This window comes from Nodosilinea nodulosa PCC 7104 (genome assembly GCF_000309385.1).
GTDB lineage: Bacteria > Cyanobacteriota > Cyanobacteriia > Phormidesmidales > Phormidesmidaceae > Nodosilinea > Nodosilinea nodulosa.
In genome coordinates this window covers 4,485,776-4,501,078 of record NZ_JH976537.1, presented here as the reverse complement: position 1 = coordinate 4,501,078, position 15,303 = coordinate 4,485,776, and the positions used below count along the sequence as shown (strand labels likewise).

Here is a 15,303-nt window from a genome sequence, read left to right as displayed (position 1 = left end):
TGGGGCAAATGACGAAGAGGATGACTATGAGCGGTATGGTCTCTACTTCNCTCAAGCCATTGGTTACATGCTGAGAGCAGACGGAAGTCGAAAACCCCTGTACTACGGGGAAATTAAGATTGTGAAAGCTACAGGTGAGTACCATGTTATCCCCCGAACCGGCCCTCGCAGAACAGGCTAAAACCTGGAAATTCTAAGGTGGCTTTGCTCACATCAATGCCAACGGGAATCAGGTTTTGAGTCATGGTTCGATACTCCTGATGACGGCAAGGGGGCAGATCGCTCTCAGCGCTATCCTTGTTATCCAGCTTGGGAATCTCAGGACTCCCTAATATACTGTCCAGTCTGCTGGCGGCAATCTAGGTCAATGAAAGGGGGAGGCTCTTGTTCTACATAGCAAGCTCCAAAGGGCTTTAGGGTGCGTCCAGAGTCACTCCTAGGTCTATTTTGGGCCAAACCTTACATACAAGGGTGGGTTAGGCGCTAGGACGATAAGGGGGAGACAGGCTAGCTCTGGGCTGGCCTTAACGCACCGCTAGAGCATTGGGGACAGGAGGAAATCTCCGATCGTCGAGGACATTTTTCGGGACAAATTCCTTGTTGAGGGGACGGTGCATTGCTGCGCTAATGCACCCTACGGGCTGTGGGTATAGGGCATAAATCGTTCCTTAAACACCACTTAACTGTTGCTGGTAGAGGGTGAAATAGCGTCCCTGGAGCTCCATCAGCTCGGCGTGGGTGCCCAGCTCCACCGCCGAACCCTGATCCATAACCAAAATCTGGTCGGCCTGCTGAATGGTGTTGAGCCGGTGGGTGATGAAAAACACCGTGCGACCTGCGGCCCAGGCCTTGAGGTTCATTGAGACCTGGTGCTCGGTGTCGTAATCGAGGGCGCTGGTGGCTTCGTCGAGAATCAGCAGGCGCGGGTTTTGCAGAATGGTGCGAGCGATCGCAATTCTTTGCCGCTGCCCCCCCGAGAGGGTCGAGCCCCGCTCGCCGACGCGGGTGTTGTAGCCCAGGGGCAAATCCATAATGAAGTCGTGGCAGCAGGCGGTTTTGGCGGCCTCGATAATCACGCTGGGCTCGGCGTCGGGGTTGGTGAGCGAAATATTCTCCTGAATGGTGCCCTCAAACAGCAGGCTGTCCTGGGGCACGATGCCAATCTGCCGCCGCAGCGAGTGCAGTTCTACCTTGCTGATGTCGTAGTGGTCGATTAGAATGCGGCCCGACTCCAGCTCGTAGAGGCGCGGCAGCATCTTCATCAGGGTGCTCTTGCCCGAACCACTCTGGCCCACCACGCCAATAAAGATGCCCGCCGGAAACTCTAGACTCACGTTGGCCAGCTGCAGCGGCCCCGAGGGGGCAAAGCGAAAGGCCACATTCTCGAAGGTGACCTGCCCGGCAATCTCCGGCATGGGGATCTGGTTGGCCTCGTCGGCGTCGGTCTCCTGGGGGTGGTCGATGATGTCGGAGAGCCGCTCCAGCGACAGCGCCGTTTCCTGAAAGTTTTGCCACAGCTGGGCCAGGCGCAAAATCGGCGCGGTCACGTAGCCCGAAATAATCCGAAAGGCAATCAGCTGGCCCAGGGTGAGCTGCCCCTCCAGCACCAGCCAGGCTCCCACCCACAGCACCAGCAGCGCCGAGAGTTTGTTTAAAAAGTTGCTGGCCGAGTTGGCCGTAGTCGAGGTGAGCACCGTGTTAAACCCGGCGCTGACGTACTGGGCATAGCGCTCCTGCCACTTCCAGCGGGTGCGCAGCTCAATGTTCTGCGCCTTCACCGTTTGAATGCCCGACAGCGACTCCACCAGCAGCGACTGGGTAGAGGCATTGCGCTCGGCTTTAGTGCGCAGCTGCTTGCGCACAATCGGGGCCGCCAGCACCGTCACCAGCACAAACAGCGGAATTGTCGCCAGCGCCACCAGGGTCAGCAGCCAGCTGTAGATGAACATCACCACGATGTACACCACCGAAAACACCGCGTCGAGCACCACGGTGAGGGCGGTGCCGGTGAGAAACTGGCGAATGTTCTCCAGCTCGTTGATGCGGCTGGAGAGTTCACCCACGGGGCGTTTGTCGAAATAGCGCAGGGGCAGGCGAAACAGATGGTCGATAATCTCTGACCCCAGGGCCATGTCGATGCGGTTGGTGGTATCGACAAACAGGTAGGTGCGCAGACTGGTGAGCACGGCCTCGAAAACAGCCACAACTACCAGAAAAACGCCCAGCACCTGCAACGTGTCGATGCTGTTTTGCACAATCACGCGATCGATGATGATCTGCACCATCAGCGGGTTGGCCAGGCCAAACAGCTGCACAAAGAACGAGGCCACGAAGACCTCGATCAGCACCCATCGGTACTGCTTGATGGAGGGCCAGAACCACTGCAACCCAAACTTCTGCTGGGGGGTTTCGCGGGTGGGCTCCAGCAGCAGCACTTCCCCCCCTGTGCCATCGCCCGCATCCCAGGCTTCGGCAAAGCTCTCGGGGGTGCGGCGAATGATGCCCACCTCGGGATCGCCCAGAATATAGGCTTTCTCAGTGGTTTCGTAGATCACCGCAAAGCTCTCCTGCCACCGAATCAGGCAGGGGGTGTTGAGGCGACCAACGGCCCCGACGGGCACCCGCACCAGCTGGGTCTTAAGGCCCATCATTTCACTCACCGAGCCGCAGATCGGCAGGGAAAGCTGCCCCATGCGCTCGTGCTGGTTGGCCAGAATGCGGCGAATCACGTCGCGCCGAAAGGGCATAGAAAAGTGCTGGCTGAGCATGTCGAAGCAGGCCAGTGCCCCATCCACCTCGCCCCGACCTCGGGCAAAGGGGTAGCTACGACCAGGGGATTTCTCTGAGGTCGCAGCGTCTTGGCCGCGCGGGGCTAGATCGGCCTCGGTGGCGTAGGGAATATTGTTGACGTCCAGTACCTCCACGGGCACCGCTGCGGCCTCAGACTCTGGGGCTGGCTCGGGCAGGGCCTCGGCCAAGACAGCCGGAGTCATGCCCAGCACTCTTGCCCCCTGGGGGCTGAGCACCTCCACCGACCGATCGCGCGCCAGGGTTGAACCAACCGGAATATTGAGCACCGTGCCGCCGCTGAGAATCCAGGTGAGGGCAGCATCCAGCTGGATCAGGTCGTTGGGGCCGCTGGGCAAGGTGACAATAGTCGATTCGTCACAGACTTTTTGGGCCTTGGTCTTCAGATCGCCGAAGTCGAGGGCGTGGGCCTTGGCGTGCTCGGCCACCAGGTCAAAAGCCTCGATCGCATAGACGCGATCGCGTACAGCCGCCCCAAACTCTGGGTGCTGGCTGAGTAAATCCAAAAACATATAGGACGGTAGGGTGAGGGCCAGCACCTCACTGGAGGCAATCACCGTTTCGCAGGGCACGCCGCGAATCAGGCTGATCACCCCCAGCATTTCGCCGCGATCGAAGCGCTCCAGGGTCACGGGCTGCTGACTGCGCGGGTCGTAGCCCAGCAGGCGGACCTGTCCTTCGAGCAGCACGATGACCTGCTGGGTCAGCATCTCGCGCCGCAGCAGAGGCTGGCCCACCCGATACCTGAGCGGCTGGGCCGCTTGCAGCAGCTGTTGCAGCGCGGCGGCGGGCAGCCGATCAAAAGGTGGCAAGGTCTGAAAGGTCTGCTGAATAGAAAGCGACGTTTGGGTCATAGGGCAGGTTGGGGGAAAGCGCGGAAGCCGGGAGCGGGGCATGCCTCTCGATCGCCGTACATAGGCCGCAGCCAGGCACTCAATACCATGTCTAGCGGATACTCCCAGGGGGCGATCGGCAGATGCCGCAGACTGACACACAACGTAATTTGAGCCTGAAGCTCAAACTACTTGAATTATGCTAAGCCGTTAGATGCCGCTCAGAAGATAACCCCAGGTTAACGTCATCGGTTCTTTACCTGGATCTCTTTACCTAGATCCAAGGGGCCAAACCCTTCCCTGCCGCCGCTGTGCCACTTTTGCCCCCTGCCGCTTTCCCGATCTGTTCGATACAAAGCCCTGGTAGCGTCTAAACAACACAGATAACCTTCTGGAAAAGCCACCAATCGCTGCTATGCCTACGTCAACGCCTCAGTTCTCGCCATTTCGCTGGGTCCAGGCCGGTGCCCTGGGTTTGACCCTAAGCTTGGTCGCCGGGTGCGATAACTACCCCGCCACGGGCAACACCGTGACTACCGGCACCTACGAGGCCACCGCCACCGTCACCCAAACCTGGCAGGTGGAGTATGCCCGCAGCTTCGATCGCCGCCAGACGATCCATGCGGAAACCTTTGACTCGAACTCGCTGGTCAACCGCAACGGCCTGCGCCCCGAGGGAGCCGCCACCGGCCCCGACGACAACGGGCTCTTCTGGCCACCGCTGCCGCCTCGCCCCACCGCCGACGAGCTGGAGGCCCGCAAGCGCGAACCGATCGAGCAGCGCACCGACCCCACCCTGCTTAAGGATGTCAAATACGCCATTACCTTCGATTACGACGGCCAGCGGCGCACCCTGCCCACCACCCGCACCGTCTACCGGGAGGCATCCCAGGCCTATGCCGACCAGCAGGCCCTGGAAGTGACCTTTGGCCCCGGTGAGCAGAGTATTGGGGGGGCGCGGCGGATTGCTAGGTTTGATCGGTAGGGGGTGGGGGAGTGGGGGGAGTAGGGGGGATGGGGGAGGGGAGGAGATGGGGGTTAGAGGGTCGTTTAGGCCCAGAAGGGTGGGCTTGGCAGGTCTTCGATGGACTCGCTGAGGGGCCAGCGGTCGGGAAAGGTAACTTTGGCATAGCCTTCACGGACTTCGCTGGGGGCGATCGCGTAGGCCGGGGGCGTGGGATTCCTTCAGCGGCGCCTGTCTTCAGGATAGCCTCAGACTCCAGCGCCCCGGTAAATGCGGGCCGCCTGCTCGGGGCTGAGGCGATTGGCCCCAGGCCAGTGGGGCTGTGCTGGTTCAGAAAAGGTGGGCAGCGCCACCGATGGGGCACCGGCCCCTGGCCGCACCGTAGGGTTGAGCGATCGCGACAGCCCGCCGAGCTTCAGCACCTTAGCCGCGCCTCGGTCAGGGTGAATTTTGCTGTGGGGAGGCAAAAAGGCGTTGCTCTCCTCGTCGTAGGCCAGGATCTGGGCGGTTTCAAGCTCGTAGATCCAGCCGTGGATGGACAGGGTACCGACGTGGAGGCGCGATCGCACCGAAGGGTAGGTTTGCAGGTTGTCGATCTGGGTCAGCACGTTCTGGGCCACCAGCATGTTCAGCTTTTCTTTTTTCTCCAGGTGGCCGTAGTTGTCTTCCACCAGCTTGCGGGTGCCCTCGGTGTGGTGCAGCCAGTGGTAGACCAGGGGCATTTTGTCTTCTAGATCGCCAATTTGCAGGAGCCCCTTCATCGCCCCGCACTGGCTGTGGCCGCAGACAATCACCTGCTCAATATCCAGCGCTTCCAGGGCGTACTCAATCGTGGCCCCTTCGCCGCCGTTGGTGGCCTCGTAGGGCGGAATAATATTGCCCGCATTGCGAATCACAAACAGGTCGCCGATCTCAGACTGGGTGATGATGGTGGGGTCAACCCGCGAGTCGGAGCAGCCGATGAAAAGCACGCGAGGAGTCTGCCCCTTGGCCAGCTGCTTAAGGAGCTCCTGGCGATCGGGAATGTAGTTTTCCTGAAACTCACGCAGACCTTGCAGCAGCTTTTCCATAGGACAAACTCAAAACCAGGGCAAAAGTAAGACAAGCCAGGCCCAGATCAGCACCTGCGCCCACACCTATTGTTATCCCATATCTAAGGCCTCAGCACTGCAAAGATTTACTTATCACAGCAATCACCCCTGCTTCTAACGGACTGAGGTACCTCCCTAAGTACTCTGAGGCAGAAGTTTAGGGACTATTTCTGCAAGCTAGGGAGCAGGGGAGCTAGGGAGCCAAGCGTGCCCAAACGGTGGATATATTTCAGCCTTCGAGTACTAGCCACACTCTGGGAGCATTCTGGAAACGAAAATGCCCGAGGATTTTTGATCCATCTCACGGGTCCAGGCCCTGCGCCTCTATGCGAGGGGCCTGCCTGCTCGGCCACGACCCTGGCCATTCGCCTTCAACCAGCATTAAAGCTCACGGTTCGCTCATTTTTAAATGAGGTCAGCCAATTGGGATAGGTTAGGGCTATGGATACCCCCCTAACCGTTATCACCGAACGGGTTGACGATATTCCCCTGTTGCTGGCCCAACTGCAGCGGATGGACGTGCAACCCCTGCTCGACGACTACTTTCCGACCCATGGGAACTGGCAGGGGCTCAGCTTAGGCCATGTGGTGATAGTTTGGCTGAGCCACATTTTGTCCCAAGCGGATCACCGGTTAAACCCCGTGCAGGCCTGGGTAGAGCGACATCAGGAAACCTTGCAACAGGGCTTGCAGCAACCGGTTCGCGCCCTTGACCTGAGTGACGACCGCCTAGAAAGCGTGTTGCGATATCTCAGTGATGATGCCCAATGGGCGTTGTTTGAACCGGCGTTGAATCAGCGTCAGATTCAGGTGTATGACCTGCACCCCAAACGGCTGCGTCTGGATAGTACCAGCGTCAGCGGGGATTGGACGGTCAATGAGTCAGGGCTGTTCCAATATGGCCATAGCAAAGACCATCGCCCCGACCTGCCCCAACTGAAGCTGATGCTGGCGACGCTAGATCCGCTGGGGCTACCGATAGCGACCGAGATTGTCTCCGGGCAGCGCGCCGACGACCCGCTCTACATTCCGGCCATCGGGCAGGTGCGTCAGACCCTCAGTCAGTCTGGGTTGCTCTACGTGGGTGACAGCAAGATGGCCAGTCTAGCGACCCGTTGCTTTCTCCAGGCCACAGGCGATTACTATCTCTGTCCGCTCGGTGGGACTCAACTCAAGGCGGAGGCGATGCAGGCCTACCTAGACCCAGTGGAGCAAGGGGCCGTTGAGTTGCAGGAGATTCACTACGACTATGCCGACGGTCACACCGCGCTGATTGCCCGAGGCTATGAGCAGACCCAGACCCGCACAGGAGAATGGGACGGACACACCTGGACGTGGTCAGAGCGGCAATTGGTCGTGTACTCCTTGGCTTATGCTCAATCCGCCCAGCAGGCCTTCCAAGCTCGACTTGAGCACGCCCAGACGGCCCTAGCGGCGCTCAACCAATCGGGGCGCGGCCAGAAAGCCTTTCCCGATGAGGTCGCCTTAGCGCAAGCCGCCGAGACGATTCTCACCCGCTACCGGGTCAAGGCCTACGTTCAACTCACCTACTCACAACAGGTGGAGCAACACGCTGTGCGTCGCTACCGGGACCGCCCGGCTCGGATGGTGGAGCACCGTCGATTCCAGGTGAATGGCACCCTAGAAACTGAGGCCATCAACCAGCAGATGCAAACCTTGGGCTGGCGGGTCTATGTCACCAATCATCCCGCAGTGGCATTATCGCTGCCTCAAGCCGTGACGGTCTACCGCCAAGAATATCTGGTGGAGCACAGCTTTAGCCGACTCAAAGGGCATCCCCTCTCCCTCTCCCCGATGTACTTACAGCGTGAAGACCATATCAAGGGATTAATTCGCTTACTCTCGATGGGGTTGCGGCTGTTAACGCTGGTGGAGTTTCAGATGCGTCAAGCCTTAGCTGGTCACCAAGAAACCCTCTCAGGGCTATATATCGGTAATCCCAAGCGGGCGACGGCACGTCCGACAGCCGAATTACTGTTGGCCAGTTTTCGCGACATTACTCTAGTCATGGTGAATGCACGAGGGCAGACCTATGCCCATCTGACGGAGCTGACGCCTTTACAGCAGCAGATCTTAAAGGCTCTCAACTTCCCGGTAAGTATTTACACCCTGCTGGGGCCCGTATCTGACGAACCACCTTAGAAATGAGCGAACCGGGAGTTAAAGTTCGGCAGATTTAAAATTCAGCGCAATAATGGGCGTGACTTCTATTGCTGCGGCTATGCGTAACCCCTTTTGGCGGCTTAAGTCCTTGCCCTGGGTGATTTTGCTTCAGGTAGCGCTGGCGGCGGTGGCGATCGCCACCGCCGCCGACCTGCTGCTGACCCAGGGGTTATCCCTACTGCTGTCCAACGCGGGCAGCGGCCTGCTGCCGCTGTTGCAGCTGCTGTTTATGGTGTTGCCCGTTATCGCTGGCTTTGTCGTCGGGGCGCTGGCTCTAACTCTCCTGGAGCGGTGGTTTACCAGTCGCGTTTACATCGATACGGGCGTACTGTGGGCGCTGGTGCCCTGCGTCACCCTGGTAATTTTTGTAAAAGGATTTTTGCCCATTCCGGCGGCCCTGGTTACCATGTCTTACCCCCTAGTCGTCGGCGTGCTGCTGGGCGTTTTTGTCGTGGGCAAACGCCACTGGCGGCGCTGGTAGCCCCAGAATTAACCGGGGCAAGCTGAACCAACCGTGTAAGTAGTGTCATTGAGACATAGAACCGTTGATGAAAGCCATCCTGAAAAGTCTGCTAGTCGGTAGCCTGCTGACCCTGGGGCTGCCCGCCCTGGCCGAAAACCCTCGCCTAGACATCGATTACGACAGCGAAGCGTTCACAAATCGCGCGATCGAGCAGGGGCCTATTCGCGTCGTAGCCAGCTACACCCCCATCGACTACGCCGCCGAGGAAAGCGGCGACAACCTGACGCTGCAACTGTTCTACAACGACGAGCTGAAGCTGACAGCCACCGACACCGCCGCCAGCTTTGGGGGCATCGAGCTGATAGATCTCGACAGTGACGGCACTTCAGAGGTGGTCGTTCAAACCTTTACGGGGGGCGCCCACTGCTGCCTGGCTTACACCACCTACGCCTGGCAAAACCAGCAGTTTAACCCCATCTACTTTAGCTACCTCGACGGCGGCGGCGGCGATTTTAAAGACCTCAATGGCGATGGGCTGATGGAATTTGTCAGCCTCGACAATGCCTTTTTTTACAGCTTTAGCTCCTACGCCGGGTCCTATCCGCCCAGCGTCATTCTGACCTACAGCAACGGCGGGTACCGCGACACCACCGCCCAGTTCACCAACTACCTACAGGATATTGCCTCCGGCATGCGCTTCACGATCGAAGACCCGGATTTTGCCGAGCAGGGCGACAAAAACGGTGTGCTGGCGGGCTATGTGGCCCAGCAAATTCGTCTAGGGCAGTATCAAGAGGGCTGGCAGTACATGCTGGCTCACTACGATCGTCACGACGACTGGGGGCTCGAAAGCTATACCAACGAGGGTGAAGTAGCTGAGACCTACCCCGACTTTCCCACCGCCCTGTACGCCTTCCTGACGGAACTGGGCTACCTGGACGTTCACGGTAAGCCCCAGCCCCAGGTCGATCGCTCGCCGGTTATTGCTGAGCGAGAGAACCTGTAATCGGCCCGCAGATGTCAGCAAAAAGGGTAGACCGCTGGGGCCTACCCTATCAAGGCTTAAAATTCGCTAGCGATATTTAGAAGCCGGTGCGGCGATAGTTGCCGCCGTTGCCGCCTGCGCCTGCGCTGCTGCGGGAATCGTCGCGGGGGCGGGCTTTGTTAACCCGCATTTCGCGACCCATCCACTCGGCCCCATCGAGGGATTCGATGATGGTGTCTTCCTGAGTTTCAGCGGCCATATCGACAAAGGCAAAGCCCCGTGGGCGGCCAGTCTCGCGATCGGTGGGCAGGCTGACCCGCTTCACGTCGCCGTATTCTGCAAACACCCGTTCTAGGTCGTCGCGGGTGACATCGTAGGACAGGTTACCAACATAGAGTGACATAGTTTTGTCTCCTTACTGTACAAGTGCAGTGAGTAAACGGAGACAAAGCTGTATCGGAAATCAAACAAATTGATGGAATGAAACAAGCGAAATCTACCGAAAACTAACCTTGCCTATCTTAACACCGCGATTTGCCAGTGGGGCTAGTTTTCGGCGATCGCTGGCGGGATCTAGGTGTCGTACATCAGGCCTTCGGGAGCATCGGGATTCTCCTCTAGGTATTTATCAAAGCCGGTTTGCTTGGGTTTTTGGTGCTGATGCGAGACCTCAGCCCGCATTTCTTCAACTACATCCCAGGCGGCAGCGGCCTCAGAGGAGGTTTCACCCTTCTCGGCACTGATCTGGTGGGCGTAGTCGATCGCTTTTTGCAGCTCGTCTTGAAAGTCTTTGCTGTCAACGCTCATAGTGGTTCTCCTCGTAGTCAATCAATCTTCGAGATGAATAGACCTATCTTATCCGGCCTCAATGCTCAAACACGCCCTGGTACTGAAGCAAATCTAGAGCCACGAAGGTGGGCAGGCAGCTAAAGCAGTCTAGCGCCAGTTCCCACCGGCCCTCGCGCTTGAGCATTGCAGTGAGGGTTTGCTGAATGCTGTGCAGGTAGCGGACGTCGTTGGCGGCGTAGCGCAGCTGCTCTTCGGACAGGTGCATGGCATTGCCCCAGTCGGAACTTTGGGCAGTTTTGTCGAGTTCAATGCCCTCTAGCTCTTTAACCAGTTCCTTGAGGCCGTGGCGAGGGCTGTAGGTGCGGCTCAGCTTGCTGGCAATTTTGCTGCAAAACACGGGGGCCACCGTGATGCCCAGGTTGTGCTTTAGCGTGGCCAGGTCAAAGCGGGCAAAGTGAAACAGCTTGAGAATGCCCGGTGCTTCGAGTAGTTCTTTGAGCAGGGGCGCTTCCCGCTGGCCCAGCTCGATACGCACCACCGCCACATATCCGTCGGCGTCGGCCAGCTGCACCAGGCAGAGGCGATCGCGCCAGGGCAGCAATCCCATGGTCTCGGTATCGCAGGCGATCGCGCTGGCCTGTTGGTAGCGGCTCAGCAGCTCGGGGGTAAGGTCGCGATCGCAGATTTCAAAACCGTCGGCCATAGGGGTTCCTAATTGTTGTCAGGGGGGTCGGGCTGCCAGGGCAACCAGTTATCGTCAAGGGCTTGCTCAAGCGTGAACCAAGGATCCTCAGGTACTTGCTGAGGGTCTAATTTGCTGGACTTGAGAAACAGCTCTCGACCCTTAATATATTCGGCAGCGTAACGATTTCTGAGATGGTTGCGCAGACTAGGGCTATCGTCTAGGATGGCCTGAATCTCTTGGCGAAAGTTAACGATTTCTCTATCCCAGCCAGAGAAGCAGCGATCGCGCTCCGTCTCCCAGTAGCGGAGCTTTAGCAGGTGCTCACAGAGTCGTTTTAGATAGCTGTTGAGCGATCGCTTATCACTTCTACCCAAGCTCTCAATTTCCTCAATCAGGTTTTCCAAATCAAGGGCGCTAAAGTCTTGGGATTGCAGCTGAGCGACAGTATTTTCCAACCAGAGTTGATAATCCTGGTCGTACAGTGACTTTGGCTTGACATCGATTTCCGCGCTCATCTGCAATCCCTACCCCAGCTTTGGACAATTCAATCGGTAGAAAGAACTACTCCAGCCCGCCCAGCGCTTTAGCAACGGTATTCACATCCTTATCGCCCCGGCCTGATGAGTTGATCACAATGCGGGGGTTGCCGGAGAGCTGAGGGCAAAGCGTTTCCAGGTAGGCGAAAGCGTGGGCGGTTTCCAGGGCGGGGATAATCCCCTCCAGGCGCGACACCCGCTGGAAGGCATCCAGCGCCTCCTGGTCGGTGACGCTGTAGTACTCGGCCCGGCCCGCATCCTTCAAAAAGCTGTGCTCGGGGCCAACGCCGGGGTAGTCGAGACCAGCGCTGATGGAATGGGCCTCGATCACCTGGCCTTCGCTATCTTGCAGCAGATAGCTCATCGCGCCGTGGAGCACGCCCACTCGGCCCTCGGTGAGGGTGGCGGCGTGCTTGCCGCTAGCCACGCCGCTGCCCGCCGCCTCAATGCCAATCATGCGCACCGTGGGTTCATTCACAAACTCGTGGAACAGGCCCATGGCGTTGGAGCCGCCGCCGACGCAGGCCATCAAAATATCGGGCAGCCCGCCAAACTTCTCGGCGCACTGGGCGCGAGTTTCTTCGCCGATAATGGCGTGGAAGTCGCGCACCATCATCGGGTAGGGGTGCGGCCCGGCCACCGAGCCGAGGATGTAGTGGGTGGTTTCCACATTCGTGACCCAGTCGCGAATCGCCTCGGAGGTGGCATCTTTGAGGGTGCCCGTGCCCGCCGTCACGCCGCGCACCTCGGCCCCCATCAGCCGCATGCGAAACACGTTCAGCGACTGGCGCTCCATGTCTTGAACGCCCATGTAGATGATGCACTGGAGGCCAAAGCGGGCGCACACCGTCGCGGTGGCTACCCCGTGCTGACCGGCTCCGGTTTCGGCAATAATGCGCTGCTTGCCCATGCGTTTGGCGAGCAGCACCTGCCCCAGGGCGTTGTTAATTTTGTGCGCGCCCGTGTGGTTGAGGTCTTCGCGCTTGAGATAGATGTCGGGGCCGTTGCCGTCGGGGCGGCGGTAGTGGGCGGTGAGCCGCTCGGCAAAATACAGGGGCGTAGCGCGACCAACGTAATCTTTCAGCAGCCCGTTTAGCTCGGCCTTGAAATCGGCCTCGTCGCGGTACTGGTAAAACGCCTGCTCCAGCTCAAAGAGCGCGGGCATGAGCGTTTCGGGCACGTACTTGCCGCCAAACTGGCCAAAGCGGCCCAGGGCATCGGGGCGAGCATCGGTGATGGCGGGACGAGGCGACAGCGGCGTTTGGGTCACAGGCTTGGCGGGGGTGAAGGGCAAGAGTAGCCCCCATTATAGGGAATGCCCTGACCCTGGCGCTAGGCGGTGCGCCGCAGGGTCGCCGGGGCCTGCCGCCGCTGGAGGGAATGGATGTGGTGAAATAGCTCCCAGCAGTATTGCTCTGGCAGACCGCAGGTGGCGGCACCGCGCATGACCACGCTGGAGTACCACTCATTGGGGGCAATTTCTGCGTGGGTTTTGCTAATCACGGAATAGGTGCGCGTTTCGCCGTAGGCTCGTCCGTTGCAGTTGACCGTCACCATTTCGTGGCAGTAGCCTTCTTCGCGCAGGTCTAGAGCCGGACTGAGCCGCCAGGGCAAGCGGTAGAGCACCCCCTGCACGGTAGAGCCAGGGTTGAGCACCACATCGAGTACGCCACAGTCGCGCAGCCGCGATCGCCGAAAAAACCCCAGCCGATAGCCCTCTAGCGTCGCCGGGCCAATTACGTAGGCGTGGGTACTCTCACCCAGCGATCGCTTCAAATCGACCGGACACATGCAGGAGCCGTAGGCAAAGTAGTAGAAGTAGTCTTCAGAGGTGGCGGCGGGTGTATTGAGCAGGATGGGGCTGTCCATGGGCGATCGTTGAGAGCGAGGGTTGAGAGCGATTGGGGCTAGGGGATGGCCCACCCCGGCCCCTCCCAGGAGGGGCTTTAGCTAAAACAGCGGCCTTGAGCGCAGTTGTCTGGCCATACAAAATCGACTACATAATCTAATGTACGGTTTTCCGGTCGAGATACCGAGGATTGCCGCTGTTACTTTTGTTTATATCACTCTATTTCTGTGGGGGAAAGGCTTCTGGATAAAGCCTTGACAAGTCTTTAAAGTGCCTGATGCAGCTTTGGCAAAAGCTTACTCTGACTGCCGCAGATCATCCTTTGAGGGATGCAGGCCGCTCAGGCTCCACTGCTGTCTACAGGTTTGAATAAATGTATCGGGACGGCGATTGTCATTGAGATCAAGGCGATCGCAAGTGGCCCGCCCCGTGGATGGCACCCCAATCAAACGGATTCCATCGACTGGCCAGATGAAGTGATCTGCCCAGCGCTGCTGCCGGAGGTTAACCAAAGCAGTCTCTGCCCCGGTTTCAGGCCCGGTTTCAGGATCGATGCCTATGGTGAAGTTGCAGCGCCTTAGGAAGGCTCATGGGCCTGGGCAGCCATGACGGCGTTGGGTACCGGCTTTAGCTTCTACAAATTGGGTACCGACCAAGTTTGCCTCGCTAAAGTTGGTGCCGCGTATGTCAGTGCGGCTGAGGTCGGCACCGCTGAGGTCAATGCCCTTTAAGCCCATGCCACGCAACGATTCGCCGCTGATGTCTACATTGGCAAAGTTGCGCTCTCCGGTACGGTAGCGACGCTGTAGTTCTTTGGCGGTGAGGCGTTGCATGGGGGCGGGGCGATTAGAGCTTGGTTTTGTGATCCCCCCTGCCCCCCTTAAAAAGGGGGGTACGTGATCGGCCTTTTACTGCAAGAAGCTGGGGGGATCGAAACAGCTTTGCGATACGTCTCACGCTTATGGAAAGCGCTACGTTACCTAACCCTACAAGCGCTCAGCGAGAATTTCGCCAAAGCCTTACCGAAATTCTAGATTTAGAAACCGGGTTTCTGGGATACAAGGCACAATCCTTCGCCTACTCGTAGAAGAAACCCGGTTTCTGCGGCTGGGGAATGCGCGATGGGTGAGTTTTGGTGCAATGCGGTGCGGTAAGTGGGTTTTAGGTAGCGAAGGTGATTAGCCGCGTTGGCAAAGCCTCGCCTAGGGCGATCGCACCCTACGATCGCCTCTGCCGACTTTGCGATCGCTGGCTTCTCTAATGCGTTAGCGAAGCTATCCGAAGGAATCGCCTGCAACACGATTGCGTTGCAGGGCAATGCGATCGCGCTGCGCTGCAACGCCATTGCAGCGGCGTGATCATCGATATCACGACCGTGTTTTGTCAATGCGATCGACTGCAATGCCAATGCGTCGGCTGGATCTTCGATGTCATCAATCTACAACGCTGTTGCCATAGAGATGTCTGGCTACATTGAGTAAGGCCCAAACATGCCGTTGGCGGGGTTGTCGGCGTCGTCGCTACAGCAAAAGGAGCTGAAGTGCTGCAAAACCTCGGCCTTAGTGAGATAGCCATCCTGATCGGCATCCAGCGGTGGGAACACGAGGGGCGCGTAGACCGGGGACTCGTTAAAGGCGGCCAGCAGTTGCCCCCATTCTTTCTGATTCACTTTGCCGTCTTCATCCTGGTCAAAGACATCGAAGACTAGCTCCATCAGGCCGAAAATGTCCTCCGAGCGAGGCTCCGTGTCGGATAACCCCTCATCGTAGTAGGCCAGCCATTCTGCCAGGGAAACCTGCTTATTTTTGGCGGTGTCGGCTTTTTTCTCTAGCCCCTGCCACTTGCGCATGAGCTTGTCTTGCAGCACCAGGCAGCGGGGCGATCGCAGCGACCAGTTGCGCAGGGTAGAGAGCTTGTCGAACATCAGCTCAAAGTCTTTTTTGACCAATACCCCGGTGTAGTCAGAGTCGTACATGCTAAAGAGCTTGGTCAATTTGCGCTGTTGCAAGTCAGTTAACATGGCCTGTACGTCCCTTTGCCCCGGCAGTTGTCATGACAGTCACTAGCCTATAGTACTTTCGAGTTGCCTGCTGCTGTGTGCCTATACAGGTTCATC

Annotated in this window: 17 protein-coding genes; 6 read left to right on the top strand and 11 right to left on the bottom strand. The window is 58.4% G+C overall.

Annotation, left to right across the window (positions count from 1 at the left end; all coding sequences use genetic code 11):
- Window positions 1-67 precede the first annotated feature (67 nt).
- A complete protein-coding gene (locus tag LEPTO7104_RS43705) occupies window positions 68-181 on the top strand; it encodes a DUF6972 family protein (protein WP_422879852.1) in 114 nt (37 codons plus the stop codon).
- Between the two features lie 487 nt (window positions 182-668).
- Here the strand turns inward: LEPTO7104_RS43705 and LEPTO7104_RS0120925 are convergent, their stop codons facing one another.
- Complete coding sequence (locus LEPTO7104_RS0120925) at window positions 669-3,662, bottom strand: type I secretion system permease/ATPase (RefSeq protein ID WP_017300549.1); 2,994 nt, start codon at window positions 3,660-3,662, stop codon at window positions 669-671.
- A 394-nt stretch (window positions 3,663-4,056) separates the two neighbouring features.
- On the opposite strand from LEPTO7104_RS0120925, the gene LEPTO7104_RS34735 reads away from it, so the two are divergent.
- Window positions 4,057-4,626, top strand: a complete 570-nt coding sequence (locus LEPTO7104_RS34735; protein WP_017300548.1) for a hypothetical protein — start codon at window positions 4,057-4,059, stop codon at window positions 4,624-4,626.
- A gap of 227 nt (window positions 4,627-4,853) precedes the next feature.
- On the opposite strand, the gene LEPTO7104_RS0120915 is transcribed toward LEPTO7104_RS34735, so the two are convergent.
- Window positions 4,854-5,675, bottom strand: a complete 822-nt coding sequence (locus LEPTO7104_RS0120915; protein ID WP_017300547.1) for a carbonic anhydrase — start codon at window positions 5,673-5,675, stop codon at window positions 4,854-4,856.
- Window positions 5,676-6,137: 462 nt separating this feature from the next.
- Between LEPTO7104_RS0120915 and LEPTO7104_RS0120910 the strand changes: the two genes are divergently transcribed.
- The 3 genes from LEPTO7104_RS0120910 to LEPTO7104_RS34730 all read left to right on the top strand — a co-directional run bounded on the left by LEPTO7104_RS0120910 (window position 6,138) and on the right by LEPTO7104_RS34730 (window position 9,349).
- Window positions 6,138-7,859 (top strand): IS1634 family transposase, encoded by a 1,722-nt coding sequence (locus LEPTO7104_RS0120910; RefSeq protein ID WP_017300546.1) that lies wholly within the window; start codon window positions 6,138-6,140, stop codon window positions 7,857-7,859.
- Window positions 7,860-7,917: 58 nt separating this feature from the next.
- Entirely contained in the window at window positions 7,918-8,361 is a 444-nt protein-coding gene (locus LEPTO7104_RS0120905; RefSeq protein ID WP_225887019.1) for a peptide chain release factor 1, read from the top strand.
- 67 nt (window positions 8,362-8,428) lie between these two features.
- Entirely contained in the window at window positions 8,429-9,349 is a 921-nt protein-coding gene (locus LEPTO7104_RS34730) for a hypothetical protein (protein ID WP_017300544.1), read from the top strand.
- A 76-nt stretch (window positions 9,350-9,425) separates the two neighbouring features.
- Here the strand turns inward: LEPTO7104_RS34730 and LEPTO7104_RS0120895 are convergent, their stop codons facing one another.
- From LEPTO7104_RS0120895 to LEPTO7104_RS0120860, 8 genes are all read right to left on the bottom strand, one after another.
- Entirely contained in the window at window positions 9,426-9,731 is a 306-nt protein-coding gene (locus tag LEPTO7104_RS0120895) for an RNA recognition motif domain-containing protein (RefSeq protein WP_017300543.1), read from the bottom strand.
- A gap of 170 nt (window positions 9,732-9,901) precedes the next feature.
- A complete protein-coding gene (locus LEPTO7104_RS0120890) occupies window positions 9,902-10,135 on the bottom strand; it encodes a Calvin cycle protein CP12 (protein ID WP_017300542.1) in 234 nt (77 codons plus the stop codon).
- A 58-nt stretch (window positions 10,136-10,193) separates the two neighbouring features.
- Complete coding sequence (locus LEPTO7104_RS0120885) at window positions 10,194-10,820, bottom strand: ribonuclease D (RefSeq protein WP_017300541.1); 627 nt, start codon at window positions 10,818-10,820, stop codon at window positions 10,194-10,196.
- Window positions 10,821-10,828: 8 nt separating this feature from the next.
- The gene (locus LEPTO7104_RS0120880) at window positions 10,829-11,317 is read right to left on the bottom strand and encodes a DUF29 domain-containing protein (protein WP_017300540.1); all 489 of its coding nucleotides are present in this window, start codon (window positions 11,315-11,317) and stop codon (window positions 10,829-10,831) included.
- 46 nt (window positions 11,318-11,363) lie between these two features.
- Complete coding sequence (trpB, locus tag LEPTO7104_RS0120875; protein ID WP_026072913.1) at window positions 11,364-12,608, bottom strand: tryptophan synthase subunit beta; 1,245 nt, start codon at window positions 12,606-12,608, stop codon at window positions 11,364-11,366.
- 62 nt (window positions 12,609-12,670) lie between these two features.
- A complete protein-coding gene (locus LEPTO7104_RS0120870) occupies window positions 12,671-13,207 on the bottom strand; it encodes a gamma-glutamylcyclotransferase (protein ID WP_017300538.1) in 537 nt (178 codons plus the stop codon).
- A gap of 276 nt (window positions 13,208-13,483) precedes the next feature.
- The gene (locus LEPTO7104_RS40300; RefSeq protein ID WP_155523719.1) at window positions 13,484-13,699 is read right to left on the bottom strand and encodes a hypothetical protein; all 216 of its coding nucleotides are present in this window, start codon (window positions 13,697-13,699) and stop codon (window positions 13,484-13,486) included.
- 75 nt (window positions 13,700-13,774) lie between these two features.
- Window positions 13,775-14,020 carry a pentapeptide repeat-containing protein gene (locus LEPTO7104_RS0120860; RefSeq protein WP_017300536.1) on the bottom strand — a complete coding sequence of 82 codons (246 nt, stop codon included), beginning with the start codon at window positions 14,018-14,020 and terminating at the stop codon, window positions 13,775-13,777.
- 354 nt (window positions 14,021-14,374) lie between these two features.
- Between LEPTO7104_RS0120860 and LEPTO7104_RS40295 the strand changes: the two genes are divergently transcribed.
- Window positions 14,375-14,545 (top strand): hypothetical protein, encoded by a 171-nt coding sequence (locus LEPTO7104_RS40295; protein WP_155523718.1) that lies wholly within the window; start codon window positions 14,375-14,377, stop codon window positions 14,543-14,545.
- A 110-nt stretch (window positions 14,546-14,655) separates the two neighbouring features.
- Here LEPTO7104_RS40295 and LEPTO7104_RS0120855 read toward each other — a convergent pair whose 3' ends face one another.
- On the bottom strand, window positions 14,656-15,207 hold the full coding sequence (locus LEPTO7104_RS0120855) for an EF-hand domain-containing protein (protein WP_017300534.1): 552 nt from the start codon (window positions 15,205-15,207) through the stop codon (window positions 14,656-14,658).
- Window positions 15,208-15,303 lie beyond the last annotated feature (96 nt).